This is a genomic window from Gulbenkiania mobilis (assembly GCA_004346645.1).
Classification (GTDB): domain Bacteria; phylum Pseudomonadota; class Gammaproteobacteria; order Burkholderiales; family Chromobacteriaceae; genus Gulbenkiania; species Gulbenkiania mobilis.
In genome coordinates, this window is sequence record SMDA01000001.1 from 454216 (window position 1) to 479721 (window position 25506).

Sequence of the window (25506 nt, forward strand, 5' to 3'; positions counted from 1 at the left end):
AGGCGAGATGGCCGACGATATTCTGTCGCAGGACGAGGTCGATGCCCTTCTGCGGGGCGTGACCGGCGAGGACGACGACAACGACGCCGCCCAAGATAGCCAGGGCATCCGCTCCTACGACATCGGACGGCAGGAACGGATCGTCCGTGGCCGCATGCCGACGCTCGAGATCATCAATGAGCGTTTTGCGCGTAACCTGCGCATCGGGCTGTTCAACTTCATTCGCCGCAACGCCGAGATTTCGGTCGGGCCTGTACGAGTACAGAAGTACAGCGAATTTATCCGTAACCTGGTGGTGCCCACCAACCTCAACCTGGTTCACGTCAAGCCGTTGCGCGGCACGGGCCTGCTGATCTTCGATCCGGACCTGGTGTTCCTGATCGTGGACAACCTGTTCGGCAGCGATGGTCGTTACCACGTGCGTGTGGAAGGGCGCGACTTCACGCCAACCGAGCAGCGCATCATCCGCCGTTTGCTGGAAGTGGTGTTCTCCGAATACCAGAAGGCCTGGGAGCCCGTGCATCCGATCGAGTTCGTCTACCTTCGGTCCGAGATGAACACCCAGTTTGCCAACATTGCCACGCCGACCGAGGTAGTGGTGGCGGTGACCTTCCACATCGAACTGGGCGCCGGGGGCGGCGATTTCCATGTGTGCCTGCCGTACTCGATGGTGGAACCGATCCGCGACCTGTTATCCAGCACCATGCAGGCCGACCGTACCGAAGTGGACAACCGCTGGGTCAGCCTGATGACGCGTCAGGTCCAGGCTGCCGACGTCGACCTTGTGGCCACGCTCGGCCAGGCTTCGGTGACACTGGGGCAGATTCTCAACCTGAAGCAGGGGGACATCGTCACCCTGGAAATTCCGGAGCATCTCGTTGCAGACGTGTCCGGGATCCCCGTATTTGAGTGCAGCTACGGCACGTTGCAGGGTCGATACGCATTGCGGGTGGAAAAAATACTGGCCGGGACGCAGGAGTTTGCGGACCCAGGCAAAGGAGACAGTGCATGAGTGACGAATCGGTCAACAACCCTCCCGCTGATGAAGAAGTGTCGATGGATGACTGGGCAGCCGCCATGGCCGAGCAGGAGGCCATCGACGCCCAGCAGGCCCCCGAGCCGGTGGCTCAGCCCGCCCACAATCTCTTCCAGGAACTGAACCAGACCCCTGGGGCCGGTCAAGTGCCTCAGAACCTCGACATGATTCTGGACATCCCCGTACAGCTGACGGTGGAGCTCGGGCGCACCAAGATCGCCATCCGCAACCTGCTCCAACTGGCGCAGGGTTCGGTGGTGGAGCTCGACGGTCTGGCCGGGGAACCGATGGACGTGCTCGTCAACGGCTGCCTGATCGCGCAGGGCGAGGTGGTGGTGGTCAACGACAAGTTCGGCATCCGCCTGACTGACATCATCACGCCGGCCGAGCGCATCCGCCGCTTGCAGAAATAAGCCATGCCTCGCCTGATTTGGGCTGTCATGTACGCGGGTCTGGCCAGCCCGGCCTGGGCGGCCGGTGCCGCCGCCGCGGCCCTGCCTGCCGTCACCGCGCCCACACCACTGTCGAGCATGCTGCAGATGGTGCTGGGACTGGCCCTTGTGCTGGCGTTAATCGTCGCAATGGCCTGGCTCTTCCGGCGCTTTGCCGGAGGCATGATGGCGGGGAACGGGCGTGTGCGCGTGATTGGGGGCACCCTGATCGGCCAGCGGGAGCGGGTGGTTATCGTCGAGGTGGAAGGGGAGTGGCTGGTGCTGGGTGTGACGCCACATGCAGTCAACCTGCTGACCCGCCAGCCTCGTCCAGACGACGCGCCTTCTGCTGCGGCCGCCGTACCGGCCGAACCTTTTTCCCGCTGGCTCAAGACCGCACTCGACAGAGCCTCGCGACGGGACGATACTCCGCGTTCATGAAACACCGCTTTTTCGCCTTTGGCCTGGCTGCGCTACTGGTGCTGCCGCTGGGCGCCTCGGCCGCAGGCCTGCCTTTGATGACCAGCACGCCGGCTGCGGGAGGTGGGCAGAGCTATTCGCTCAGCCTGCAGATGCTGCTCTTCATGACGGCGCTGACATTCATCCCGGCCATGCTGCTGATGATGACCTCGTTCACCCGCATCATCATCGTTCTGTCGCTGCTGAGGCAGGCTCTGGGTACGATGCAGTCTCCGCCCAACCAAGTGCTGATCGGACTGTCACTGTTCCTGACGCTGTTCATCATGGGTCCCACCTTCGACGAGGTGTACAACAAGGCTTGGTTGCCCTTCTCGGATGACAAGGTCACCTTTGTGCAGGCATTGGATGAGGCCTCACGTCCGATGAAAGCCTTCATGCTGCGCCAGACCCGTGAGAAGGACCTGCAGTTTTTCATCGAGGTGTCGCAATCGCCGGCGCCTGCCACGCCCGCCGACGTGTCGATGAAGACCCTGATTCCCGCTTTTGCCATCAGCGAGTTGAAGACCGCCTTCCAGATCGGGTTCATGATCTTTATCCCCTTTTTGATCATCGATCTGGTGGTGGCGAGCATCCTGATGGCCATGGGGATGATGATGGTGTCGCCCACTACAATCTCACTGCCGTTCAAGCTGATGCTATTTGTGCTTGTGGACGGCTGGACTTTGCTCATGGGCTCGCTGGTGCAGAGCTTCTATACCGGTTGACGTCCGGTCTGCCCGTCTCCCGCCCGGCCCACCTTCACGCGAACCTGCCATGACGCCCGAACTTGCCATCAATATCGTCCAGAACGCCTTCTACATGTTGATCATCGTATCGGCACCGGTGCTTTTGGTGGCGCTGCTGGTGGGCCTGCTGGTGAGCATCCTGCAGGCTGCCACGCAGATCAACGAAATGACGCTCACCTTCATCCCCAAACTGCTGGCCCTGTTCGTCACGCTGGTGGTGGCGGGCCCCTGGATGGTGAACACCCTCATCGACTACACCGTGCGGCTGTTCCAGAGCATTCCTAATGTGATCGGCTGATGGTCCCGATCAGCGACATCGAGATCAACGCCTTCGTGGCGGCGTTCGGCTGGCCCTTCACCCGGATCGTGGGGCTGATGCTGGCCGACCCCTTGCTTTCCTCGCGCTCCGTGCCCCGCCGCTTCAAGGCCGGGTTTGCCCTGCTGCTGACATTGCTGCTGGCCCCTCTGCTGCCACCGCTGCCGGCAACGCCCGTGGTATCCGGCGAAGGCCTGCTGATTCTGGCGCAGCAGCTTCTAATCGGTTTGGCGATGGGGTTCACCATGCGCATCGTGATCACTGCGGTGGAAATGGCGGGCTTTATCATGGGGATGCAGATGGGGCTGGGATTCGCGATGTTCTACGATCCCCAGCACTCAGCGCAGGTGCCAGCGGTTTCGCGGGTGCTGACGCTGTTCGTCTTCCTCGTCTTCCTGGCCTTCAACGGCCACCAGATCGTGCTGTCCACCCTGGTAGAAAGCTTTCGTGTGCTGCCCATCGGCGCAGCCCTGCCTTCGGCCAACCTGCGCACCATGGCCGAGTGGGGTGGGCATCTCTTCTCGTGGGGTCTCTGGCTGGCTCTGCCCGTGGTGGCCGCGCTGCTTGTCACCAACCTCGCCATCGGCGTGATGACCCGTGCCGCCCCACAGTTCAACATCTTTTCCTTCGGATTTCCGCTCACCCTCCTGATTGGCTTCGGGGCACTGTACTTCTCGCTGCCGTTGATGATGAGCGCGCTGGAAGCCATCTACCGCGAAGCCTTCCACTTCATGCAGGGGATGCTGAAGGCCCCCTAGCTTTCTGCTAGAATCCCGGGGTTTTTGACGATGCTGCAGGGCCGGGACGGCCCGCACCAACCGACTGAGGCAATTATGGCAGGTCACAGCAAGTGGGCTAACATCCAGCACCGCAAGGGTCGCCAGGACGCCAAGCGCGGCCAGGTCTTTACCAAGCTGATCAAGGAAATCACCGTTGCCGCCCGACTGGGCGGAGGCGACCCGAACATGAACCCGCGTCTGCGCCTGGCCATCGACAAGGCACTGGACGCCAACATGCCCAAGGACAATATCCAGCGGGCAGTGGACCGGGGTAGCGGCAACCTGGAAGGCGTGGACTACCTGGAGTGCCGCTACGAGGGCTACGGCATCGGCGGGGCGGCCGTGATGGTGGACTGCCTGACCGACAACAAAACCCGTACGGTTGCAGACGTGCGCCATGCCTTCTCCAAGTATGGCGGCAACATGGGTACCGACGGTTGCGTGGCCTTTCAGTTCACGCACTGCGGCTATCTGGTGTTCGCCCCGGGCGTGGACGAGGACGCGCTGATGGAAGCCGCTCTGGAAGCCGGCGCCAACGATGTGGTGACGAACGATGACGGTTCGCTGGAGGTAATCACCGATCCCAACGAGTTCTCCACCGTCAAGGCGGCGCTGGAGGCCGCCGGCTTCAAGGCTGAAATGGGCGAAGTTACCATGAAGCCGCAGAACGAGACGGTACTGGCGGGCGACGATGCGGTCCGTATGCAGAAGCTGCTCGATGCCCTGGAAGACCTGGATGACGTACAGCATGTCTACACCTCGGCTGTGCTCGAAGAATAAAACACCGATGTGAACTGGAAAAGGCTTGCCGCTGGCAAGCCTTTTCTCTTGGCGCATCCGCTGGGAAAGGTTGGCCGAAGATGGCCCGGTGGTACAAGGGGCGGCCGCAAGCCGCACTGACCCTGGCAGCCCTGTGGTGGTTGTTTGGGGTGTGGATGCTGTTCCGGCAGGGTGGGGGCCATTCCGGCATCCCCTATTTCGACAAAATAGGTCATTTCAGCCTGTTTGCCGTGCAGGCGCTGCTGCTGTTCCGCGGGCTGGTCGTGCGTTTTGGCGAGGTCGTAGCCCGGCAGCAGGTGTGGTGCTGCCTGTGTGGATGGGCGGTGCTCTCCGAGGTACTGCAGGGCACGCTGACCAGTTACCGGTCGGCCGAAGTGGCCGATGCCTTGGCAGACGGACTCGGCATTGCCGCAGGCCTGGCACTGGCGCGGCTGCGGCTGCTGCTGGCCGTCAAGCCGGTGTAAACTCGCGCTGTACGCTTTCTCCTGCAGCCACCGCCCGGGCCTGCCCCGCCGGTCAAAGAATGGAAGAGGACCCATGCACCAGAACCATACCGGGCGCCGACAGGCGCTCATGGCCTTGATGAAGGAGGGGATCGCCGTCCTCGCCACCGCGCCCGAGGCCATCCGCAATGCCGACACTCATTATCCCTACCGTGCCGACAGTCACTTCTACTACCTGACCGGCTTCACCGAGCCCGAGGCGGTACTGGTGCTGGACGCCACCGCGGGTAAGTCGATTCTGTTCTGTCGCGAAAAGAATCTCGACCGCGAAATCTGGGATGGCTTCCGTTTCGGCCCGGAAGGCGCGCGCGAAATGTTTGGCTTTGACGAAGCGTATCCCGTCAGCGAGCTGGACAGCCGCCTGCCGGACCTGCTGGCTAATGCGTCCAAGCTTTGGTGGCCGGTGGGCCGCAGCCAGTCCTTTGACCGCCGGGTGGCGGGGTGGCTGGATGCAGTACGCGCCCGTTACCGTACCGGGGAGGAGGCGCCGGCCGACTTCGGTGACCTGCTGATGCTGGTGGATGCGATGCGGGTGGTGAAGGACGACGGTGAGATCGGCCTGCTGCGCCGGGCCGGCCAGATTTCTGCCGAAGCGCATGTGCGGGCGATGAAGGCATGCCGGCCTGGCATGTACGAATACGAGATCGAAGCTGAAATTCTGCATACTTTCGTGCGGCACGGCGCTCGCTCGCCCTCGTACGAGAGCATCGTCGCCGGGGGCGCCAACGCCTGCACCCTGCATTACGTGGGCAACAACAGCCGCCTGAACGATGGTGACCTGCTGTTGATCGACGCAGGGTGCGAGCTGAACGGCTATGCGGGCGACATCACCCGCACCTTCCCGGTAAGCGGCCGCTTCAGCGCGGCCCAGCGCGACGTCTATGAGGTAGTGCTGGCCGCCGAACTGGCCGCCATCGACAAGGTGCGCCCCGGCGCCCGCTGGAACGAGCCGGGCGATGCGGCGCTACGCGTTCTGACGCAGGGCATGTTGGACTTGGGTCTACTGCAAGGCTCGGTGGATGGTGTCATCGAATCGGGGGCGTACCGGCAGTTCTACATGCACAGCATTGGTCACTTCATCGGTCTGGACGTGCACGACGTCGGCCGTCGCAAAGAAGCGGGCGAGTGGATCGCCTATCGCCCCGGCATGTGTACCACCATCGAGCCCGGGCTTTACATCCGTCCGGCCGAGGGTGTGCCGGAGGTCTTCCACAACATCGGCATCCGGATCGAGGACGACGTGCTGGTGACCGAAACAGGACACGAGATCTATACCGAGGCGGTACCCAAACGCATCGACGAGATCGAAGCCCTGATGCAGCAGGCGTGACGCTCAACCAGTCTGGCAGGATACGAACGATGAAACCGACGATCGACCATGCAGACGTGGCCGTGGTGGGCGGCGGTCCGGTGGGGGCGCTGGCCGCCCTGGGCCTGGCCCGGGCCGGGCGCAAGGTAGTGCTGGTGGAAACCCGGGCCCGGCGCGCGCCCATTCACGATGCACGCGCCTTGGCGCTTTCCTGGGCCAGCCGCCAGCGGCTTGAGGAAGAAGGAGCCTGGCCCGCCACGCTGCCAGCCACGCCGATCGATGTGGTGCATGTATCGCAGCAGGGGGCGTGCGGTCGCACGGTGCTCTCCCGCCAGGACCTGGGGCTGCCGCATCTGGGCTTGGTGGCGGATTATGCAGCGCTCACCGCCGCGCTCAATGCCCGGCTGGAGGAGGCCGGCGTGACGGTGTTATGGGAGAGCCGCGTGACGGCTGTGAAGTCGCTGGCACGCTATGCGGCGCTGGAGGTGGAATCGGCCGGGCAGCGGGCAGCGCTTACCTGCCGTCTGGCCGTGCTGGCAGAAGGCGGTGCCTTGGCCGAAACCCTGCCCGGCATCCGCCGCAGCGTCCACGATTACCGGCAGTGCGCACTGCTGGCCCCGGTGACCTTCGAGGCCCCCCAGACTGGCACGGCGTACGAACGCTTCTCGCTAGATGGCCCGTTTGCCCTCTTACCCTATGGCGATGGCTACATGCTTGTCTGGACACGCTCGCCGGAAGAGGCGGCCGCCCTGAGCGGGGATGCGGACATGCTCAAGGTCGCCATTGAGCGGGCGATGGGCGGTCGCCTGGGCGCGGTCACCCATACCGGCCCGTGTGCGGTGTTCCCGCTAGTGCTCAAGGAAGTGAACCGCGTGGTAAGCGGCCGGGTTGTGCTGATCGGCAATGCCGCCCAGACCATGCATCCGGTGGCAGCCCAAGGGCTCAACCTGGGTCTGCGCGACGCCTCGGGCCTGATCGAGGCAGTGGCCGGCAGCCCGGATCCGGGGAGCCCCGAGGTCCTATCGGGCTATGCTGCCCGTCGTCGCCTGGACAGCCGGGCGGTTGTAGGCTTTACCCACAGCCTGATCCAACTTTTTGACGGGCACGATGCACTGAGCCAGTGGCTGCGCGGCACCGGCATGAACCTGCTGGACGTGGTGCCGCCGCTGCGACGAGCCTTTGCCAGCCATCTGGTGTTCGGCGTTGGACAGAGATGAGCGTTTTGAACCATTCTGATGAAAAGCTCGAGATGAACGAAACCCGCTTCGATGTGGTGATCGTGGGAGGTGGTCTGGTGGGTGCCAGTCTGGCGCTGGCGCTGGCCGGTAGCCGCCAGAAGGTGGCACTGGTCGAGGGCGGCATGCCGACCGACCCGGCCGCGCTGCTTCAAGGCTGGGACAGCCGGATCTATGCCATCAGCCCGGCTAACCGTCGCTTTCTGGAAAGCTTGGGCGCTTGGCCTGACAGCGCGCGTATCGGCATCATCCGGGAGATGGACGTGCGCGGCGATGCAGGTGGGGCGATCCGGTTCTCGGCCGAGGATGCTGACGCACAGGCGCTGGCCTACATCGCCGAGAACCGCTGGATGCTGGGCGCGCTCTGGCAGCGGTTGGCCGAAAGTGGCATCCACTGCATGACCGGCGCCCGGGTGGCCGAGCTTGCCACCGATCCCCACCGTGCGCAGCTGACACTGGATGACGGTCGCCAGTTTGAGGCCCGGCTGGTGGTGGGCGCCGACGGTGCCGCTTCGCGCATCCGCACGCTGGCCGGCGTCGACGCGGCCATCAAACCCTACGGCCAGTCGGGCGTGGTCGCCAATTTTGCCTGCGAGCGGCCACACGGAGGTGTGGCCCGGCAATGGTTTACCGGCGACAGCATCCTCGCTTGGCTGCCAATGGCCGGCAACCGGATATCGATCGTCTGGTCCACCTTCCGTCCTGAGGATTTACTGGCCCTGGACGAGGCACGCTTGGCCGACACCGTGGCTGCCGCCGGCCAGCATGCGCTGGGCCGGCTGGAGACCCTCACCCCGGCTGCCGCCTTTCCGCTGCGCTTGATCCGCCCGGAGGGCATGGTGCGCGAACGCGTGGCGCTCGCTGGCGACGCCGCGCATACCGTGCATCCGCTGGCGGGCCAAGGGGTTAACCTCGGTTTTCAGGATGCGGCTGTGCTGGCCGGCCTGTTGCGCGAGGCTGCGGATGCGGGTGACTGGATGCTGCTGCGCCGTTACGAGCGCAGCCGCCGCGAGGCCATCCACACCATGCAAACTGCGTGTGATGGCCTGTTCTCGCTGTTCCATACCCACGACCTGCCGGGCCTTGCCTGGCTGCGCAATACCGGCCTGACGCTGGCCGGACGGCTGGGCCCGTTGCGGCGCCAGTTCGCCCGGCATGCGATCGGGTACTGAGAAAGGGAAGTCATGAAGTTTCCGCTGAAGTCGATCCTCCTCGCGCTTACGCTGTTCGGCACGGTGGCGTGTACCGCCAATGCCACCCCTGAGACAGTCTCGCCCGCTGCGGTGAAGAAGACCTTCGAGGCCAAGTTTCCCAACCGTGCGGTGGTCAGCGTGCGGCCCGCCCCGGTGGGCGGGCTCTATGAAGTGGTAGTGAAGGGCCGACAGATCGTTTATGTGGACGCCAAGGTCAACTATCTGTTCGTGGGCGACTTGATCGACACCGCGAAGCGCGAAAGCCTGACCGAACAGCGCATGGTGGAACTTTCCCGCGTGGACTGGAAGACGCTGCCGCTGGAACTGGCCTTCAAGGAAGTGCGCGGCAATGGCGAACGTAAGCTGGCCGTCTTCACCGACCCGGATTGTCCGTTCTGCAAGAAGCTGGAACAGGAGAGCCTGACCGGCGTGACCAACGTCACCATTTATACCTTCCTGTATCCGATCGCAGAGCTACATCCGGACGCCACGCGCAAGTCCCGGCAGGTGTGGTGCGCCAGCGACCGTGCTGCAACCTGGGCAGGCTTCATGCGCGATGGCAAGCCCCTGCCTGAAGTGGCCGACTGCGATGCGCCGATCGAAAAGATTCGCCAACTGGGCGAGAAGCTCGGCATCACCGGCACGCCCGCACTGATCTTCGCCAATGGCGAGCTGGTACCGGGTGCGATTCCGCGTGACCGTCTGGAAAGCCTGCTCAACGCGCGCTGATCCAGTTGGGGCCGCCGCCGTTGCCGACCCGGCACTGTGGCAGCCACCCGCCAGCCCGCGCTTTCCGCACGATAATCTGCTGGCGCTGGCCCTGCTGGCTTCGATGCTGCTGCATGTGGTGCTGTACCGGTGGACCTTGTCGCCCGGCATCGGGGGCGGGCTGCCGGCGGACGGCGCTGCATCGGCAGTGCTGCAGGTGCGGCTGGCCCCGCCAGTGAAAGTGACCGCGCCGCGGGCAACGACCGATGCCGGGCGCGCACCACGCGCGGAAACGCTGCTGACGCGTCCGGGCGCTGCTTCGGCCAACCTTGGCTCCTTCCCGTCCGTTCCTTTTGCCCTTTCTGCCTCTAGTGCGGATGCGCCTGCGCCTTCTGCTGACCTGCCTGTGCCTGCAACGGTAGAGGCTGCTCCTGCGCCCGAGACCGGCCGGGACACCACCATGCCAAACCTTGAGGCGCAGCCGCGTGCTTTTGGCATGGACATCTACTACCCGCCGGCAATGCTCGATGTGCAGGCTGCGGCGCTGGCAGAGGTGCCACTTCCCCGCTCCGACGAGGCCAGCCCCGGCAGCGTGCGCATCGTGGCACGGGTGTATATCGACGAGACAGGCAGGGTAGTATTCTTCGAAGTGGTGTCGGCCGAGCCGGCCGGCCTGCTTGAAGTGCCGGTGGCTGAAGCCTTTGCTGCCACGCCGTTTTCACCTGGTGAGCGGGCGGGGCAGCCCGTCAAGAGCTACAAGCTGGTGGAGGTGCTCAGCGGGTCGTGACGATGCCGGTTTCATGCTAGAGTGTAAGCGCCGGCAACGAGGCCGGCGGGCACACCACATGCAACACCGGAAGCCACCGCTTCCACAGCAAAGGAAAACAACGATGTCCGATCTGCAAACCCAGTTCGAGCAGGCCCAGGCCGATGTGAAAACCCTGTCCGAGCGTCCGGACAACCAGACCCTGCTGCAGCTGTATGCGCTGTTCAAGCAGGCGACTGACGGCGATGTTTCGGGCGAGCGCCCGGGCATGATGGACTTCATCAACCGCGCCAAGTACGACGCGTGGGAAAAGCTCAAGGGCATGTCGTCCGACGAGGCCAAGCAAGGCTACGTGGACGTGGTGAAGGGGCTCTTGGCGGCCTGATCCGCCTGCTCCGTACAAGAGCCGGCTGCGTCCCGACGTTTGTGCGCACCCAGCAAAAAACCCGGCCTAGGCCGGGTTTTGTCTTGTCTGGTGACTTGGCCGTCAGACGCCTTCTTTCAACTGGGCGAGGATCTGCGGATTCTCCAGCGTGGACACGTCCTGAACGATTTCCTCGCCGCGGGCCAGCGAGCGCAGCAGGCGACGCATGATCTTGCCCGAGCGGGTCTTGGGCAGGTTCTCACCGAAGCGGATGTCGTCCGGCTGCGCAATTTTTCCGATTTCGTGCGCCACCCAGCTCTTGAGCTCGGTGGCGACCTTCTTGGCCTCGTCGCCTTCCGGACGTGCCCCCTTGAGCACCACGAACGCCACGACAGCCTCGCCCTTGACATCGTGCGGCTTGCCTACCACAGCGGCTTCCGCCACCAGCGGGTTGGCCACCAGCGCCGATTCGATTTCCATCGTGCCCAGGCGATGACCGGAGACGTTCAGCACATCGTCGATCCGACCCATGATCCAGAAGTAGCCGTTCTCGTCACGGTTGGCCGAATCGCCCGCCAGATAGTACTGGCCGTTGAATTCCTCGGGGAAGTAAGTCTTCTTGAAGCGGTCCGGGTCACCCCAAATGGTACGGACCAGCGAGGGGAAGGGCTTTTTGATGACGAGGAAGCCGCCGCGACCCGGCTCCACCGGTGCGCCGGATTCGTCGACGATATCGGCCATGATGCCCGGCAGCGGCAGCGTGCACGAGCCCGGCTTAGTGGCTACCGCGCCCGGCATCGGTGCGATCATCACGGAACCGGTTTCGGTTTGCCACCAGGTGTCTACGATCGGGCAGCGTCCGCCACCCACCACCTCGTAGTACCACATCCAGGCTTCGGGGTTGATCGGCTCGCCCACGGTGCCCAGTAGCCGCAGACTGGAGAGGTCGAACTGCTTGGGTAGGTCTGCGCCCAACTTGATCAGCGAACGGATCGCCGTGGGAGCAGTGTAAAAAATGGTGACCTTGTGCTTCTCGATCATGCGCCAGAAGCGGGTGGCATCGGGATAGGTGGGTACGCCTTCGAAGATCACCTGGGTGGCACCATTGGCCAGTGGGCCGTAGCAGATGTAGCTGTGGCCGGTGATCCAGCCCACGTCGGCGGTGCACCAGTAGACGTCGTTGGGCTTGTAGTCGAACACCCAGCGGAAGCTGTTGGCCGCGCCAAGCAGGTAGCCGGCGGTGCTGTGCTGAATACCCTTGGGTTTGCCGGTAGAGCCCGAGGTGTAAAGGATGAAGAGCGGGTCTTCGGCATTCATCCATTCGGGTTCGCAGGTCTCGGCCTGACCTTCGATCAGCTTGTGCCACCATACGTCGCGGCCTTCGGTCCAGCTGGCGCCGCCGTTGGTGCGCTGATAGACGACCACGTGCGCTATGGTGTCGCAGCCTTCCATTGCCAGCGCTTCGTCCACCGTGGCCTTCAGCGGCACCACCTTGCCGCCGCGCAGGCCTTCGTTGGCGGTGATGACGGCCTTGGCGCCGGCATCCTGAATACGGTCACGCACAGCGCCGGCCGAGAAGCCACCGAACACCACCGAATGGATGGCGCCGATCCGGGCGCAGGCCTGCATGGCGACGACGGCTTCGATCACCATCGGCATGTAGATCACCACCCGGTCGCCCTTGCCGACGCCCAGGCTCTTGAGGCCATTGGCAAACTGGCAGACGCGGCGATGCAGCTCGGCATAGGTGACGCGGGTCACTTCCCCGTCGTCGGCTTCAAAAATAACGGCAATCTTGTTGCCGTCGGTGGCCAGATGGCGGTCCAGGCAGTTGTAGGAGACGTTGAGCACCCCATCGTCGAACCACTTGAAGAACGGCGCGTTGCTGTCGTCGAAGACGCGGGAGAACGGTTTCTTCCAGGTGATCAGTTCGCGCGCCAGATCGCCCCAGAAGGAGAGGTAGCGGTCATCCGCCTGCTCGCACAGAGCATTGTAGGCTTCCATGCCCGAGACGGTGGCCTTGCGGCGGAAGTCGTCGTTGGGCGGAAAGCTGCGGGTTTCCTTCAGGATCGATTCGAGGGTCGACATAAACATCTCCTTGATTATGCGGTATGCCAGCCGCACCCCGAAGGGTGCGGCCTGTTACGGATGAGACCTTAGTGCTTGGATGCGCCGGACGCCCCGATGCCGGTCATGGCACGGACGTACTGGGCATCGAACTTGGCTTTCTCTTCGTGAGCCTGGCGCGAATTGTCCAGCACCGAGAACAGCCAGGTGCTGATGAAGGCCAGAGTCATCGAGAAGATGGCTGGGTTCTTGTAGGGGAAGATGGCGGCTTCGTGCTTGAGCACGTCCACCCACACTGCCGGGCCGAGTACGATCAGGACCACAGCGGTGGCCAAGCCGATGAAGCCGCCCAGCACCGCACCACGGGTGGTCAGACCCTTCCAGAACATGGAGAGGAACAGCACCGGGAAGTTGGCCGAAGCAGCGATCGAGAAGGCCAGGCCCACCATGAAGGCCACGTTCTGGCTTTCGAAGGCAATGCCCAGGATGATCGCGACCACACCCAGCACCATGGTGGTGATCTTGGAGACACGGATCTCGTCGGCTTCGTTGGCATGGCCTTTCTTGATAACCGAAGCGTAGAGGTCGTGCGATACCGCCGAGGCGCCGGACAGAGCCAGGCCGGCAACCACGGCCAGGATGGTGGCAAAGGCTACGGCCGAAATGAAGCCGAGGAAGAGGTCGCCGCCCACCGCATTGGCAAGATGCACTGCAGCCATGTTGGCGCCGCCCAGCAGCTTGGCACCGATGTCGCCGCCTTCATGGAACATCGGGTTGGGGCCTACCAGGATGATGGCGCCGAAGCCGATGATGAAAGTCAGGATGTAGAAGTAGCCGATGAAGCCGGTGGCGTAAAACACGGACTTGCGTGCTTCCTTGGCGTCCGACACGGTGAAGAAGCGCATCAGGATGTGCGGTAGGCCTGCGGTACCGAACATCAGTGCAATGCCAAGCGAGATCGAGTCGATCGGGTCGGCCTTGCCCGGTGCCATGATGGCAGCACCCTTGCTGTGTGCGGCCACGGCCTTCTCGAACATGATCTCGGGGCTGAAGCCGGCGGAGGCCAGTACCATGATTGCCATGAAGGTGGCACCGGACAGCAGCATGATCGCCTTGATGATCTGTACCCAAGTCGTAGCCAGCATGCCACCGAACATCACGTACATCACCATCAGCACGCCCACCAGCAGTACGGCGGAGGTGTAGTTCATGCCGAAGAGCAGCTGGATCAGCTTGCCGGCGCCCACCATCTGCGCGATGAGGTAGATGGCCACCACCACCAGCGTGGAACTGGCGGCGAACATGCGCACCGGCGTCTGTTTCAGGCGGTAGGAGGCTACGTCGGCAAAAGTGTACTTGCCGAGGTTGCGCAGGCGTTCGGCCACCAGGAACAGGATGATGGGCCAGCCCACCAGAAACCCCATGGAGTAGATCAGGCCGTCGTAGCCCTTTTCGAACACCATGGCCGAGATGCCCAGAAAGGAAGCGGCGGACATGTAGTCGCCCGCGATCGCCAGCCCGTTCTGGAAGCCCGAGATGCCGCCGCCGGCTGCGTAGAAGTCGCTGGCCGACCGGGTGCGGCGGGCTGCCCAGTAGGTGATGCCGAGGGTGGCCGCCACGAAGATGAAGAACATGATGATGGCGTGCCAGTTCATCGGCTGGCGTTTCACTTCGCCGCTGATGGCATCGGCTGCCTGGGCCAGGGCCGGTGCCGCCAGAAGCGCAGTGGCGGCCAGTTTAGCGAAAGGCTGCTTCATTTGCGGGCCTCCTCGACGATCTGCTGGTTGAGCTGGTCGAATTCGGTGTTGGCCTTGCGGACGTAAATGCCGGTCAGCAGGAAAGCCGAAACGATGATGAAGATCCCGACCGGGATCCCGAGGGTCATCGTGGCCCCTTCGGCCACCGGCGTCCCGAGCGTGGCCGGCGAGAAGGCCAACAGCAGGATGAAGCCGTAGTAGATGACCAGCATTACGATGGTGAGCATCCAACCCAGGCTTGTCTTCTTCTGGACAAGCTCCCTGAACTTCGGGTTGGACTGTACCTTGATGAGTACGTCCTCGTTCATTGCATCCTCCTTTGTCATAGCGATCCATGCATCGCTGTGGTGAACATAAGGGAACGCCGCCGCACCACGCTAATCGCATTTTTTGATAAAGCAAATTTGCCAGACCGATGGTGCATCGCAAAAACCTTTTAAAATCATTGGAATAAAATGGTATTTTTACTCCAGAAAGCTGTTTCCCGCGTGGCGGACGCGGGGTGAATTTCCCGTTCTGGTTGTGAAAACCGCCGTGATGACAGGAAAATGTCCGTTCGGCTCAGGCCTTACATCGCATACGGAAGGGAACGATGGAAATCTACCAGCTGCGCACCTTTGTCACCGTTGCCCAGCAAGGACACCTGACGCAGGCTGCCGAACAGCTCCACCTGTCGCAGCCGGCGGTCACTGCCCAGATCAAGGCGCTTGAGGAAGAGGTGGGCATGCCGCTTTTCGAGCGCACCGCAGGCGGGGTGACGCTCACCCGGGCGGGTCAGGAACTCCTGCCCCAGGCGCAGGGCATCCTGGCGGGCGCACGAGACCTCATCAACCATGCCCGCGGGCTCAAGGGCCAGCTGTCGGGCAAGGCCCAGATCGGCGTGACGCTTACGCCCGACCTGCTACGCATTGGCCCCTGGGTGTCGGCGCTGACACAGCGCTATCCGCTTCTGGACTTGCGGCTGCACCACCGGGTCACCGGTGACGTGCTCAACCTTGTGCGCAAGAAGGAGCTGGACGGCGGCTTCTACCTGGGCAAGAACCCCTATGTGAACGTGAATACCGTGCTGCTGGCGCAGTTGCCTTTCCGCATCGCCCTGCCGACGGCCTGGGCAGGAAAGGTGGATTTCGGCCAACCCCGGGACCTGGGCAAGTTGCCTTGGGTGGGTATCTCGCAGTTTTCCAGCATTTCCAAGATCACCGCCGAACTGTGGCGCGAGCTTAACATCGCCCCCAAGAAAGTGGCCGAGTGCGACCATCTGGATGCCATTCGCGAACTGGTGATCGCTGGCGTTGGGCTGGCGCTGGTGCGCGAGGAAGAGGCGCTGGCACTGGAGGCCGCTGGGCGGGTGGTACTGGTGCCGGGACTCGTCAAGCTGGCCGAGCTGCAGTTCGTCCACCCCTCCGACCGGGGCGGTGACCCGATCCTGCAGGCGCTGCTGACCGAACTTGCCCACTGCTGGCAGATGTCCGTGCCACAGGGCTGAAGCCGTGGCAGCGCCCTTGTCTTTGCAGCATGAAAAAGGCTCCCCGTGGGGAGCCTTTTCTGTCCGACCCGCAGGGGGTGGTCAGGGCCAGAGCACCAGGCTGGTGAACGGCGGCAGGTAGGCCATGGCAGTGACCACCAGACCCACCAGGCAGGCGAGTGCGAGGGAGTGGAAGAACACATAGCGCAGAATGACGCCCTCCTTGCCGTAGTACTGGGTGGCGGTGGAGGCCACCACGATCGACTGGGCGTCAATCATTTTACCCATCACGCCGCCTGAAGAGTTGGCGGCCGCCATCAGCACTGGCGACAGGCCCAGCTGTTGGGCAGATGCCTTCTGCAGACCGCCAAACAGCACATTGGCGGCCGTGTCCGAGCCTGTCAGGGCCACGCCCAGCCAGCCCAGCAGGGTGCCGAAGAAGGGGTAGAGGACACCGGTGTGCGAGAACGCCAGGCCTAGGGTGATGTCCACGCCCGAGTAGCGGGTGAGGTAACCCAGCGCCAGCATGGCCACGATGGTCATCAGCGAGTAGCGCAGCGACCAGAAGGTCTCGCGGTACACGCGCATCATCTCGCCCGGACGATAACCCATGATCAGGCCCGAGATCAGCCCCGCCACCAGAATGCCGGTACCGGTGGTGGACAGGATGTTGAGCTTGTAGACCGCAGCTTCCAAGTGCGGCTCGGCCACAACCGGCGGCATCTTCTGCACCAGGTTGTGCAGCCCCGGCCACTGGATGTCGAGGGTGAAGATCGCGTCGAGCGCCTTTTTCATGGTGGGCGAGCCCCAGGCAAACACCATCACCGACAGCACCAGCCAGGGTAGCCACGCACGCACCACTTCGGCGGTGGAGTAGCCATGGCGGCTGCGCTTCTCGGTTGGGCCATTCGCATGCGCGGCTTCCACCTCCCGGCCGGCCATGGTGCCCGCGGTAGAGGCGTAGATTTCGGCCGGATGCCAAACCTTGAGGAACAGCACCAGGGCGGCGATGGAGCAGACCGAGGCGATCACGGCCACCAGTTCCGGTCCCATGGTGTTGGAGACGATCAGCTGCGGGATAGCGAAGGATACTCCGGCCACCAGCGCTGCCGGCCAGATGCGCAGAGTGTTGCGCCAGCCGCAAAAGGCGATCAGCAGCCAGAACGGCACAATGATGGCGAAGGGTGTCATCTGACGGCCCACCATGGATGAGATCTGCATCACATCCAGACCGGTGACCTTGGCCAGGGTGTTGATCGGCGTACCCAAGGCGCCATAGGCCACCGGGGCGGTATTGGCGATCAGCGACAGGCCGGACGCGGCCAGCGGCGAGAAGCCCAGGCCGATCAGCATCGCACCCGTTACCGCCACCGGAGTGCCGAAGCCGCCAGCGCCCTCGAAGAAGGCGCCAAAGCAGAAGGCGATCAGCAGCAGTTGCAGCCGGCGGTCGTTCGTGACGCCGGTGATGCTCTCGCGCAGCACGGCGAACTGCCCTTTGCGCTCGGTGAGCTGGTACAGGAAGATCACGTTGAGGATGATCCAGCCGATCGGCATCAGGCCGTTGGCCGCCCCCATCAGCGTGGCGCTCATCGCCATGTCTGCCGGCATGCCGAAGATGCCAATGGCAACGACGAGCGAGGCCACCAGGCCCATCAGGGCGGCGATATGGGCCTTGATGTGGAAGAGGCCCAGCGCACCCAGAAGCACGATGACGGGGATGGCGGCGCAGAGTGTGGAAAGCCAGGGATTGCCCAGCGGGTCGTAAACATGGGACCACATGATCGGTACGGTTCTCCTTTTGTTATTGGCCGGCAGGCGGGCCGTGCCGCGGCTGCCAACGAGCGCCCGGTCCTCTTCGGGGCCGGGAGCCGGCACTCTAGCCGGGTGTCACGCAGACGTCATTTGGGGCCTACCCTTGCGGGTAAACCCTTGACGGACGGAACGGACAAGGAGAAGTACGGTAGTGGAAGAGGCAGGGAAGGGGTTGGCCGAAGCGCCACCAGCTTCGGCCAACCCAGCGGCCTCAGCGCAGCGGATGCGGCGAGAGCCCGGTGGCATCCAGCCGCAGGTAGCCGCCGGCAGCACCGTGCCAGTCGGGCAGCACCCAGCGTCGGGCCGAGCGCTCGCCGTCGCGGTGCAGGTGTACCCCAGGGCGGTGGGTGTGGCCGTGGATCAGGGTGGGCCAGTCGTGCGCGGCCAGCAGCGCCTGCACCGCACTTTCGGTGACATCGGAAATGGCGCTCACGCCGTGCTCGCGCCGTGCCGTTTCGCTCTGCACCCTTGCCTGGCGTGCAAAGGCGTGCCGCTCGGCCAGCGGTCTGGCCAGCATCGCCGCCTGCCAGGCCGGGTTGCGGCTCTGGGCCCGGAAGGCCTGGTAGGCCAGGTCGTCGGTGCAGAGGGCGTCCCCGTGTGTCAGCAGGATGCGGTCGCCGCAGGCTTCGATCAGCGTCGGGTCCGGCAGCAGGCGGGCGCCGCTGCGCGCCTCGAAACCTGCCCCGAGGAGGAAGTCGCGGTTGCCATGCATCACATATAACGGGGTGTGACGGGCAAAGCGCGCCATGGCGCCCAGCATGGTGTCGAGAAAGGGCGATACATCGTCGTCGCCCACCCAGTACTCGAACAGGTCGCCCAGAATGTAGAGGGCCTCAATGCGGCCTTGCCAGTCGTCCAGCGTGCGGATGAACAGCGCGTTCAGCGCCGGTGTATCCTCGGCCAGGTGAAGGTCGGAAATGAAGTGAATGGCCATGCCTTGTGCCAAAAAAAGGCCGCACGCGGGCGGCCTGGGTTTGCTTGCCGGTTCGCTCAGACGATCTCGGCCTTCTCGATGACCACCGGCTCCACCGGGACATCCTGGTGCATGCCGTGACGGCCGGTCTTGACCGTCTTGATGCGGTCCACCACTTCCTGCCCCTCCACGACGCGGCCGAAGACGGCATAGCCCCAGCCTTGCGGGGTTTCCGACTGGAAGTTCAGGAAATCGTTGTCGGCCACGTTGATGAAGAATTGGGCGCTTGCCGAATGCGGGTCCATGGTGCGTGCCATCGCGAGGGTGTAGCGGTCGTTGCGCAGACCGTTGTTGGCCTCGTTCTCGATGGGGGCGTTGGTGTCTTTCTGCTGCATGTCGCGGTCGAAGCCGCCGCCTTGGATCATGAAGCCGTTGATCACACGATGGAAGATCGTGCCATCGTAGTGGCCGCTCTTCACGTAGTCCTCGAAGTTGGCCGCCGTCTTGGGGGCCTTTTCGTGATCCAGTTCGATCAGGATGTCGCCGAAGCTGGTGGTGAACTTGATCATGGAGTGTCCTTTCGGGTTATTGCTCGGATTTGACCACAGCCTTCTGGATCACGATCGGCTCGAAAGGGACATCGTCCATGCCGTTCATGCGTCCGGTGCGGATCTTGGCGATACGGTTGACCACGTCCATGCCGCGGGTGACGCGGCCGAACACGGCGTAGCCCCAGCCCTGCGGGGTGGGCGCCTTGTAATCGAGGAAGTCGTTGTCGGCCACATTGATGAAGAACTGGGCGGTGGCGGAGTTCGGGTCCATGGTCCGGGCCATGGCCACGGTGCCGACGGTGTTCTTCAGGCCGTTGTTGGCTTCGTTGGGGACGGGCGGGCGCGTGGGCTTCTGGTTGAGGCGGGTGTCAAAACCGCCGCCCTGGACCATGAAGCCGTCGATCACGCGGTGGAAGACGGTTCCGTTGTAGTGGCCGCTCTTCACGTAGGCCATGAAGTTGGCTACCGTCTTGGGTGCACGGGCGGCGTCCAGCGTCAGTTCGATGGCGCCCTTGTTGGTGGTCAGTTCCACCACGGGTGCGGCCTGTGCCGCCAGTGGCAGCAAGGCGAGGGCTAGCGTTGCAAGCAGAGGTTTCATCGGTGCCTCTTGGTTTAGAATCGGTGACTTCGCAACCCCGCATTCTAGCATCGCGCCGCCCAAATGCCTCCACCGCTCGTCATTACCGCACTCCTGCTCGTCTGCTCCAACGTGTTCATGACCTTCGCCTGGTATGCCCACCTGAAGGATATGGCAGCCCGGCCCTGGTACGTAGCGGCTCTCGTGAGCTGGGGAATCGCGCTCTTCGAATACCTGCTGCAGGTGCCGGCCAACCGCATCGGCTACACCACGCTGACGCTGCCGCAGCTGAAGATCATGCAGGAAGTGATCACGCTCACCGTGTTCATCCCCTTCAGCGTCTTTTACATGCAGCAGCCTTTCCGCTGGGACTATGTATGGGCCGCGTTGTGCATGGTGGGGGCGGTGTATTTCATGTTCCGCAGCTAGGGGCCCCCTTGCGCCGGCGCAAACCTTGGGGATTCAGGACTTGAGCATCCGACCGTGGCAGGGGTAGCCTGAATGGCCGCGTTTCCCCTTCCCTGGCTACCCGATGGTTTCCCTTGTATTTCGTCCCCGTCTTTTTTCCGTATTGCGCGGCTACGACCGCGCTCGGCTGCGCGCCGATGTCTTTGCCGGCCTGACGGTGGGCATCGTGGCGTTGCCGCTGGCGATGGCGTTTGCCATGGCCAGCGGTGTTACCCCGCAGGCTGGTCTCTTTACCGCGATCATCGCGGGTTTTCTCGCCGCCTTTTTTGGGGGCACGCGCACCTCGGTCACCGGCCCCACCGGGGCCTTTATCGTCGTCATCTATGGCATCGTGGCCAAGTACGGGGTGGCCAGCCTGCTGGTGTGTACCTTCATGGCCGGGGCGATGCTGGTGCTGATGGGGGTGCTGCGGCTGGGGCAGGTGATCCGCTTCTTTCCCATGCCGCTCATCACCGGGTTCACCAACGGTATCGCGGTGCTGATCTTTCTTACGCAACTGAAAGACTTCTTTGGTTTGCCGATCGCACAGATGCCCGCCGGCTTCTTCGCAGTGGTGAAGACGCTTTCGGCCAACCTCGGGCACTTCGATGGTCCCACCTTGGCCCTGTCCGCCTCGTCTCTGTTGCTCATCCTGCTGTGGCCGCGACGCATCAACAAGTACCTGCCGTCACCGTTTGCAGCATTGCTGCTGGCCACGCTGGCGGTGGCACTGTTCCAGCTGCCGGTAGCCACCATCGGTTCACGCTTCGGGGGCATTCCGCAGGGGCTGCCTGCGTTCGCACCGCTGTCGCTGGACTGGAACACGCTGTCGGATCTGATGGCACCCGCCTTCACCATCGCGCTGCTGGGGGCGATCGAATCGCTGCTGTGCGCGGTAGTGGCCGACAGCCTGACCGGCGACAAGCATGATGCCAACCAAGAGCTGATCGGCCAGGGCATCGCCAACCTGGTGGTGCCTTTTTTCGGCGGAATCCCGGCCACCGGTGCGCTCGCCCGCACTGCCACCAACATCGGCAACGGTGGGCAGACTCCGGTTTCCGGCATGGTGCATGCGCTGGCGCTGCTGCTGGTAATTCTGGTGGCCGCCCCCTTGGCGGCCTACATTCCGTTGGCGGTGCTGGCCGCGATCCTGATCTCGGTGGCGCTGAAGATGGGCGACTGGGACTGGCATAAGGCCAGGCAGTATCCGCGGCGCGATACCGCCATCCTGGTAGTGACCTTCGTGCTGACCGTGGCCTTCGACCTGACGGTGGCGGTAGAGGTGGGGCTACTGATGGCGGCGGTGTTCTTCATCCAGAGCATGGCCAGCCACACCGGTGTGCACCGGCTGGTGCCGGAGCACGCCGTGCTGTTCGAGCGGCATTCCATCGCCGGCAAGACCGTTCCACCGGGCTGTGCCGCTTTCCGGATCGAGGGGGCGCTGTTTTTCGGGGCCGCCGATGTAGTGGAGGACATCCTCAAGCAGGCCCCCGAGGCACACGTGATCATCCTGCAACTGCATCGGATGGTGCTGCTCGATACCACCGGACTGCTGGCGTTGTCTGCCCTCAATGCAAGGTTGGCCGAAAACGGGCGCACCTTGGTGCTGTGCGGGGCGGCCCCCGAAATGCAGGGCCTGATGGAAGGCTCGCGCCTGGCGGAGGAGGTGGGGGCGGACAACCTTCAGCCAGACCTTACCACCGCGCTCGAGCGTGCCCGGGCACTGCTGACGCCCGCAGCCTGAACGCAAAAAGGCCCGCCATTTGGCGGGCCTTGACCGGGATGATGTTCAGAACGTCAACACCTGCGTTTCGTGCGGTTCCAGCACCTTGCTGGCATTGCCCACCAGCAGCGGATCGGGCTGGCAGGCTACGCGTGGGTTCTTGTCCGGGTATGGCAGCTGATGCAGGAAATGCCGGATGCAGTTGATGCGCGCGCGCTTTTTGTCGTCGGACTTGATCACCGTCCAGGGCGCATCCGCAGTATCGGTGTGGAAGAACATCGACTGCTTGGCAGCGGTGTACTCGTCCCACTTGTCCAGAGACTGGATATCGATCGGCGAAAGCTTCCAGTGCTTGAGCGGGTCGTCACGGCGAGCGATGAAGCGACGCAGCTGCTCTTCACGGCTGACCGAGAACCAGAACTTGAATAGCCGGATGCCGCTGTTGACCAGCATGCGCTCCAGTTCTGGCGCCTGGCGCATGAACTCCAGGTATTCATTGGGGGTGCAGAAGCCCATCACGCGCTCGACGCCGGCGCGGTTGTACCAGGAACGGTCGAAGAACACGATCTCGCCAGCGGTAGGGAAGTGCTGGATATAGCGCTGGAAATACCACTGTCCGCGCTCCACCTCGGTTGGCTTCTCCAGTGCCACTACCCGGGCGCCACGCGGATTGAGGTGCTCCATGAAACGCTTGATGGTGCCGCCCTTGCCAGCGGCATCCCGTCCCTCGAACAGCACGATTACCCGCTGACCGGTTTCCTTGATCCAGTTCTGCACTTTCAGCAGCTCGATCTGCAGTTCGGCCTTCAGCCGCTCGTACTCCGGCCGCCGCATGCGCGTGCGATAGGGATAGCAGGCGGGCAGCGGGGCGGTGGTGCTATCCTCGGTGCTGCCACCGGGCGCCAGTGCCACCTCCAAGGCTACCGGGCCGGGCTGGGCCGCTTCGATCGCCTGCACCGATTCGTCGTGCGCCTTTGACGTCTCGGTCGGAGGCCGGCGACGACGGCTTCGGGCGGGGCGGGCGGAGGCTGCCGCTGCGGCAGGTGTATCCGGGGCCGCCTGCTCGCTGAAGGCGGCTGTTTCATCGGTGGGGGCGGGGATAAGGGGTTTCTCGTTCACAGGCGCTCTTCTCCTTTTCGTTGTGGTCCTGATTCCATCCTACTGCCGGCGCGGGCGCAGCGTCGATGCTCCGGCCGTCCGCATTTGCCGCATGTCAACAAACAGCCTATTAGGGAAGCAGATGCGCTGCCTGCTGCCGGAGCAAGGCACCGGCCTCCGGGGAGAGATGGGCCTGGACCCGCTCCACGAAATTGCGCAGCAGCGCCGGCTGGGGGCCGCTGCGCGTGGCCAGCGCCAGTGACACATGGGCTCCCTCGTCACGTAGGGGCAGGTAGCGCACTTCGCCGATGTGCACGCATTCGAGCGGGGCGGGCAGGATTGCCACCCCCAGTCCGGCGGCCACCAGACCGATCTGGGTCGTGGCTTCGCCTGCTTCCTGTACCACACGCGGGGCGTAGCCGGCTGCCTTGCACAGAGTGCGCACCCGACTGTTGAGGCCGGTACCCACCCCTGCCGGATACACGATGAAGGGCTCATCGGCCAACTCGGACAGTGCCACCTGCGCTTGTCCGGCGAGTGGGTGACGCGCGTTGATGACCAGCCGCAGCGGGTCACGGCGAATTTCGGTCAGCACCAGATCCTCGGGCGGTGCCAGCCCGTCGTAGCGGACGAAGCCGATGTCCAGCGTGCCCTCGCGCAGCGCCTCGAACTGTCGGGCGGTGAAAAGCTCGCGCAGTGTCAGCGTGACGCCCGGATAGGTCTGCCGGAAGTCCAGGAGTACCTCCGGTAGCAGGCTGGTGAACGGCAGCGACGAGGTGAACCCCACGCTCAGTTCGCCCGCCCGTCCCTCGCCGATGCGGCGTGTCTCCTCGCACGCCACCGCCAGCTCGCCCAGCAGCGCGCTTGTCCGCCTGCGGAAGTGTTCGCCGGCCGGGGTCAGGGCCACCCGCCGCCGGTTGCGCTCGAAGAGCTCGACGCCCAACTCCTCCTCCAGGGCGCGGATCTGCTGGCTCAGCGGCGGCTGTGCGATGTGCAGACGTTGCGCGGCCCGAGTAAAGTGAAGCTCCTCGGCTACCACGAGGAAATACCGCAGATGACGCAGGTCCATACCGGTTTCTTCTAAGATGTTTTACATATTAATAATACGCCAAATATATATTGGACCTTAGGTTGGGTGCGGCCGAAGATACAGGCCTGACTACTCTTTCCTATGGCTTCATGGCAACCGATCTGTCTTCCGCACTACCTGCGGCGCTTGGTGGGACCGACCCCGCGCCAGCCGGGCGTATCCGTGCCGGCACCCCGGCCTTCCTGCGTACCGCGCGCGCCATGTTCGTGGCGGGTTTTGCCACGTTCTCCATGCTGTACTGCATGCAGCCCCTGATGCCGCACCTGTCACACGAGTTCGGTCTCTCGGCTGGCGTGGCCAGTGGCGTGGTGTCCGTCGCTACCGGTGCGTTGGCGCTTACGCTGATTCCGGTGAGCGTGCTGGCCGACCGCTATGGCCGTACCGCCATCATGAACGCCTCCATCTTTCTGTCAGCACTGTTCACCCTGCTGGCGGCATGGACCGACAGCTTCGGCCAACTTCTGCTGTTGCGCACGCTGATGGGTGTTGCCGCTGCCGGGCTGCCTGCTGTGGCAATGGCCTATCTGGCAGAGGAGATGGAGCCCGCTTCCCTGGGTGGGGCGATCGGTCTTTACATCGCCGGCAATGCGCTGGGGGGCATGTGCGGGCGTTTCTTCATGGCGCTGATGACCGAATGGGTGTCGTGGCGGGTCGGTGTCGGACTCTTGGGGGCGCTGGGCCTGCTGGCCGCGCTGGAGTTCTGGCGCTGCCTGCCGCCTTCCCGGTTCTTTTCACCGGGAAGGCTGACGCCCGGGGCGGTGCTAGGGGCGCTGCGCGGCCATTTCTCGGACGCAGGCCTGCCCTGGCTGTTTGCGGTGGCGTTTCTGCTGATGGGCGCCTTCGTCAGTCTGTACAACTATCTGGGCTACCGGCTGGCCCAGGCGCCCTACGGGCTATCGCCTGGGCAGATCGGGCTGGTGTTCCTGCTGTATGTGGTAGGAATGTGGAGTTCCACCTGGGGCGGTCGAATGGCCGACCGCTTCGGGCGGCGTACCGTACTGTGGCGCATGGTGCTGCTGACCGGGGCAGGCCTGCTGCTGACGCTGTTCGGCCCGCTCCCGCTGGTGATGGCCGGGGTGGGGCTCTTCACCTTTGGTTTCTTCGCTAGCCATGCCGTGGCCAGCAGCTGGGTCGGCCGGCGTGCCCTAAAGGCCCGGGGACTGGCGTCTGCCCTCTATCTGACGGCGTATTATCTCGGCTCCAGCCTGGTGGGTAGCGCCACCGGCCCGGTGTGGACCCACCATGGGTGGAGCGGCATGGTCGGCGTGCTGGGCGCTATCCTCGCCCTGAGCCTCGTGGCCGGCCTGAAGCTGCGCCGGCTGGCACCGCTGCCAAGCGGAGGTTAGCCGGGCGCGTCCGGTTGTCGGGGCTGCCATCGAGC

27 protein-coding genes are annotated in these 25506 nt (G+C 63.8%); 18 read left to right on the forward strand and 9 right to left on the reverse strand.

Features of this window, described 5'->3' with window-relative positions; genetic code table 11:
* Positions 1-7 precede the first annotated feature (7 nt).
* From fliM to EV669_RS02260, 14 genes are all read left to right on the forward strand, one after another.
* Positions 8-1012 (forward strand): flagellar motor switch protein FliM, encoded by a 1005-nt coding sequence (fliM, locus tag EV669_RS02195; protein WP_132097767.1) that lies wholly within the window; start codon positions 8-10, stop codon positions 1010-1012.
* Positions 1009-1449 (forward strand): flagellar motor switch protein FliN, encoded by a 441-nt coding sequence (gene fliN, locus EV669_RS02200; RefSeq protein WP_054285018.1) that lies wholly within the window; start codon positions 1009-1011, stop codon positions 1447-1449. Before fliM ends, fliN begins: the two co-directional genes overlap by 4 nt.
* A gap of 3 nt (positions 1450-1452) precedes the next feature.
* Positions 1453-1908, forward strand: a complete 456-nt coding sequence (gene fliO, locus EV669_RS02205) for a flagellar biosynthetic protein FliO (RefSeq protein WP_245622697.1) — start codon at positions 1453-1455, stop codon at positions 1906-1908.
* On the forward strand, positions 1905-2651 hold the full coding sequence (gene fliP / locus EV669_RS02210) for a flagellar type III secretion system pore protein FliP (protein ID WP_132097768.1): 747 nt from the start codon (positions 1905-1907) through the stop codon (positions 2649-2651). The genes fliO and fliP overlap by 4 nt, the downstream gene beginning before the upstream one ends.
* A 49-nt stretch (positions 2652-2700) precedes the next feature.
* Positions 2701-2970, forward strand: a complete 270-nt coding sequence (gene fliQ / locus EV669_RS02215; protein ID WP_054285016.1) for a flagellar biosynthesis protein FliQ — start codon at positions 2701-2703, stop codon at positions 2968-2970.
* Positions 2970-3746 carry a flagellar biosynthetic protein FliR gene (gene fliR, locus EV669_RS02220; protein WP_132097769.1) on the forward strand — a complete coding sequence of 259 codons (777 nt, stop codon included), beginning with the start codon at positions 2970-2972 and terminating at the stop codon, positions 3744-3746. Before fliQ ends, fliR begins: the two co-directional genes overlap by 1 nt.
* Positions 3747-3821: 75 nt before the next feature.
* Positions 3822-4547 carry a YebC/PmpR family DNA-binding transcriptional regulator gene (locus tag EV669_RS02225; protein ID WP_054285130.1) on the forward strand — a complete coding sequence of 242 codons (726 nt, stop codon included), beginning with the start codon at positions 3822-3824 and terminating at the stop codon, positions 4545-4547.
* 80 nt (positions 4548-4627) lie between these two features.
* Positions 4628-5011 carry a VanZ family protein gene (locus EV669_RS02230; protein WP_054285014.1) on the forward strand — a complete coding sequence of 128 codons (384 nt, stop codon included), beginning with the start codon at positions 4628-4630 and terminating at the stop codon, positions 5009-5011.
* Between the two features lie 73 nt (positions 5012-5084).
* A complete protein-coding gene (pepP, locus tag EV669_RS02235) occupies positions 5085-6380 on the forward strand; it encodes a Xaa-Pro aminopeptidase (RefSeq protein WP_055433562.1) in 1296 nt (431 codons plus the stop codon).
* Between the two features lie 29 nt (positions 6381-6409).
* Complete coding sequence (locus tag EV669_RS02240) at positions 6410-7576, forward strand: FAD-dependent monooxygenase (protein WP_132097770.1); 1167 nt, start codon at positions 6410-6412, stop codon at positions 7574-7576.
* Positions 7577-7608: 32 nt separating this feature from the next.
* A complete protein-coding gene (locus EV669_RS02245; RefSeq protein ID WP_132097771.1) occupies positions 7609-8766 on the forward strand; it encodes a UbiH/UbiF family hydroxylase in 1158 nt (385 codons plus the stop codon).
* Between the two features lie 12 nt (positions 8767-8778).
* Positions 8779-9516 carry a DsbC family protein gene (locus tag EV669_RS02250; RefSeq protein ID WP_054285011.1) on the forward strand — a complete coding sequence of 246 codons (738 nt, stop codon included), beginning with the start codon at positions 8779-8781 and terminating at the stop codon, positions 9514-9516.
* Positions 9482-10282, forward strand: coding sequence for an energy transducer TonB (locus EV669_RS02255; protein ID WP_165922681.1), 801 nt, complete (start codon positions 9482-9484; stop codon positions 10280-10282). The genes EV669_RS02250 and EV669_RS02255 overlap by 35 nt, the downstream gene beginning before the upstream one ends.
* Before the next feature lie 103 nt (positions 10283-10385).
* Positions 10386-10646: an acyl-CoA-binding protein gene (locus EV669_RS02260; protein ID WP_054285009.1), complete on the forward strand. Its 261-nt coding sequence runs from the start codon at positions 10386-10388 to the stop codon at positions 10644-10646.
* A gap of 102 nt (positions 10647-10748) precedes the next feature.
* On the opposite strand, the gene acs is transcribed toward EV669_RS02260, so the two are convergent.
* The 3 genes from acs to EV669_RS02275 form a co-directional block, all read right to left on the reverse strand.
* Positions 10749-12713, reverse strand: a complete 1965-nt coding sequence (gene acs, locus EV669_RS02265; protein WP_054285128.1) for an acetate--CoA ligase — start codon at positions 12711-12713, stop codon at positions 10749-10751.
* A gap of 68 nt (positions 12714-12781) precedes the next feature.
* Positions 12782-14449 (reverse strand): cation acetate symporter, encoded by a 1668-nt coding sequence (locus EV669_RS02270; protein WP_054285008.1) that lies wholly within the window; start codon positions 14447-14449, stop codon positions 12782-12784.
* A complete protein-coding gene (locus EV669_RS02275) occupies positions 14446-14757 on the reverse strand; it encodes a DUF485 domain-containing protein (RefSeq protein WP_054285007.1) in 312 nt (103 codons plus the stop codon). The genes EV669_RS02270 and EV669_RS02275 overlap by 4 nt, the downstream gene beginning before the upstream one ends.
* 284 nt (positions 14758-15041) lie before the next feature.
* Between EV669_RS02275 and EV669_RS02280 the strand changes: the two genes are divergently transcribed.
* Entirely contained in the window at positions 15042-15935 is an 894-nt protein-coding gene (locus tag EV669_RS02280; protein ID WP_054285006.1) for a LysR family transcriptional regulator, read from the forward strand.
* Between the two features lie 81 nt (positions 15936-16016).
* Here the strand turns inward: EV669_RS02280 and EV669_RS02285 are convergent, their stop codons facing one another.
* The 4 genes from EV669_RS02285 to EV669_RS02300 form a co-directional block, all read right to left on the reverse strand.
* Positions 16017-17693, reverse strand: coding sequence for an L-lactate permease (locus EV669_RS02285; protein ID WP_132097773.1), 1677 nt, complete (start codon positions 17691-17693; stop codon positions 16017-16019).
* Positions 17694-17937: 244 nt separating this feature from the next.
* Positions 17938-18660 (reverse strand): UDP-2,3-diacylglucosamine diphosphatase, encoded by a 723-nt coding sequence (locus tag EV669_RS02290; RefSeq protein WP_054285004.1) that lies wholly within the window; start codon positions 18658-18660, stop codon positions 17938-17940.
* 56 nt (positions 18661-18716) lie between these two features.
* A complete protein-coding gene (locus tag EV669_RS02295; RefSeq protein ID WP_055433568.1) occupies positions 18717-19208 on the reverse strand; it encodes a peptidylprolyl isomerase in 492 nt (163 codons plus the stop codon).
* A 16-nt stretch (positions 19209-19224) separates the two neighbouring features.
* Complete coding sequence (locus EV669_RS02300) at positions 19225-19788, reverse strand: peptidylprolyl isomerase (RefSeq protein WP_200906430.1); 564 nt, start codon at positions 19786-19788, stop codon at positions 19225-19227.
* Positions 19789-19851: 63 nt separating this feature from the next.
* On the opposite strand from EV669_RS02300, the gene EV669_RS02305 reads away from it, so the two are divergent.
* Positions 19852-20196 (forward strand): DMT family protein, encoded by a 345-nt coding sequence (locus EV669_RS02305; RefSeq protein ID WP_054285002.1) that lies wholly within the window; start codon positions 19852-19854, stop codon positions 20194-20196.
* Positions 20197-20299: 103 nt separating this feature from the next.
* The gene (locus EV669_RS02310) at positions 20300-21958 is read left to right on the forward strand and encodes a SulP family inorganic anion transporter (protein WP_132097774.1); all 1659 of its coding nucleotides are present in this window, start codon (positions 20300-20302) and stop codon (positions 21956-21958) included.
* 45 nt (positions 21959-22003) lie between these two features.
* Here the strand turns inward: EV669_RS02310 and ppk2 are convergent, their stop codons facing one another.
* Positions 22004-22855 carry a polyphosphate kinase 2 gene (gene ppk2 / locus EV669_RS02315; protein ID WP_235445403.1) on the reverse strand — a complete coding sequence of 284 codons (852 nt, stop codon included), beginning with the start codon at positions 22853-22855 and terminating at the stop codon, positions 22004-22006.
* 310 nt (positions 22856-23165) lie between these two features.
* Complete coding sequence (locus EV669_RS02320) at positions 23166-24104, reverse strand: LysR family transcriptional regulator (protein ID WP_132097776.1); 939 nt, start codon at positions 24102-24104, stop codon at positions 23166-23168.
* 110 nt (positions 24105-24214) lie between these two features.
* On the opposite strand from EV669_RS02320, the gene EV669_RS02325 reads away from it, so the two are divergent.
* The gene (locus EV669_RS02325) at positions 24215-25471 is read left to right on the forward strand and encodes an MFS transporter (RefSeq protein WP_132097777.1); all 1257 of its coding nucleotides are present in this window, start codon (positions 24215-24217) and stop codon (positions 25469-25471) included.
* The last annotated feature ends 35 nt before the right edge of the window (positions 25472-25506 follow it).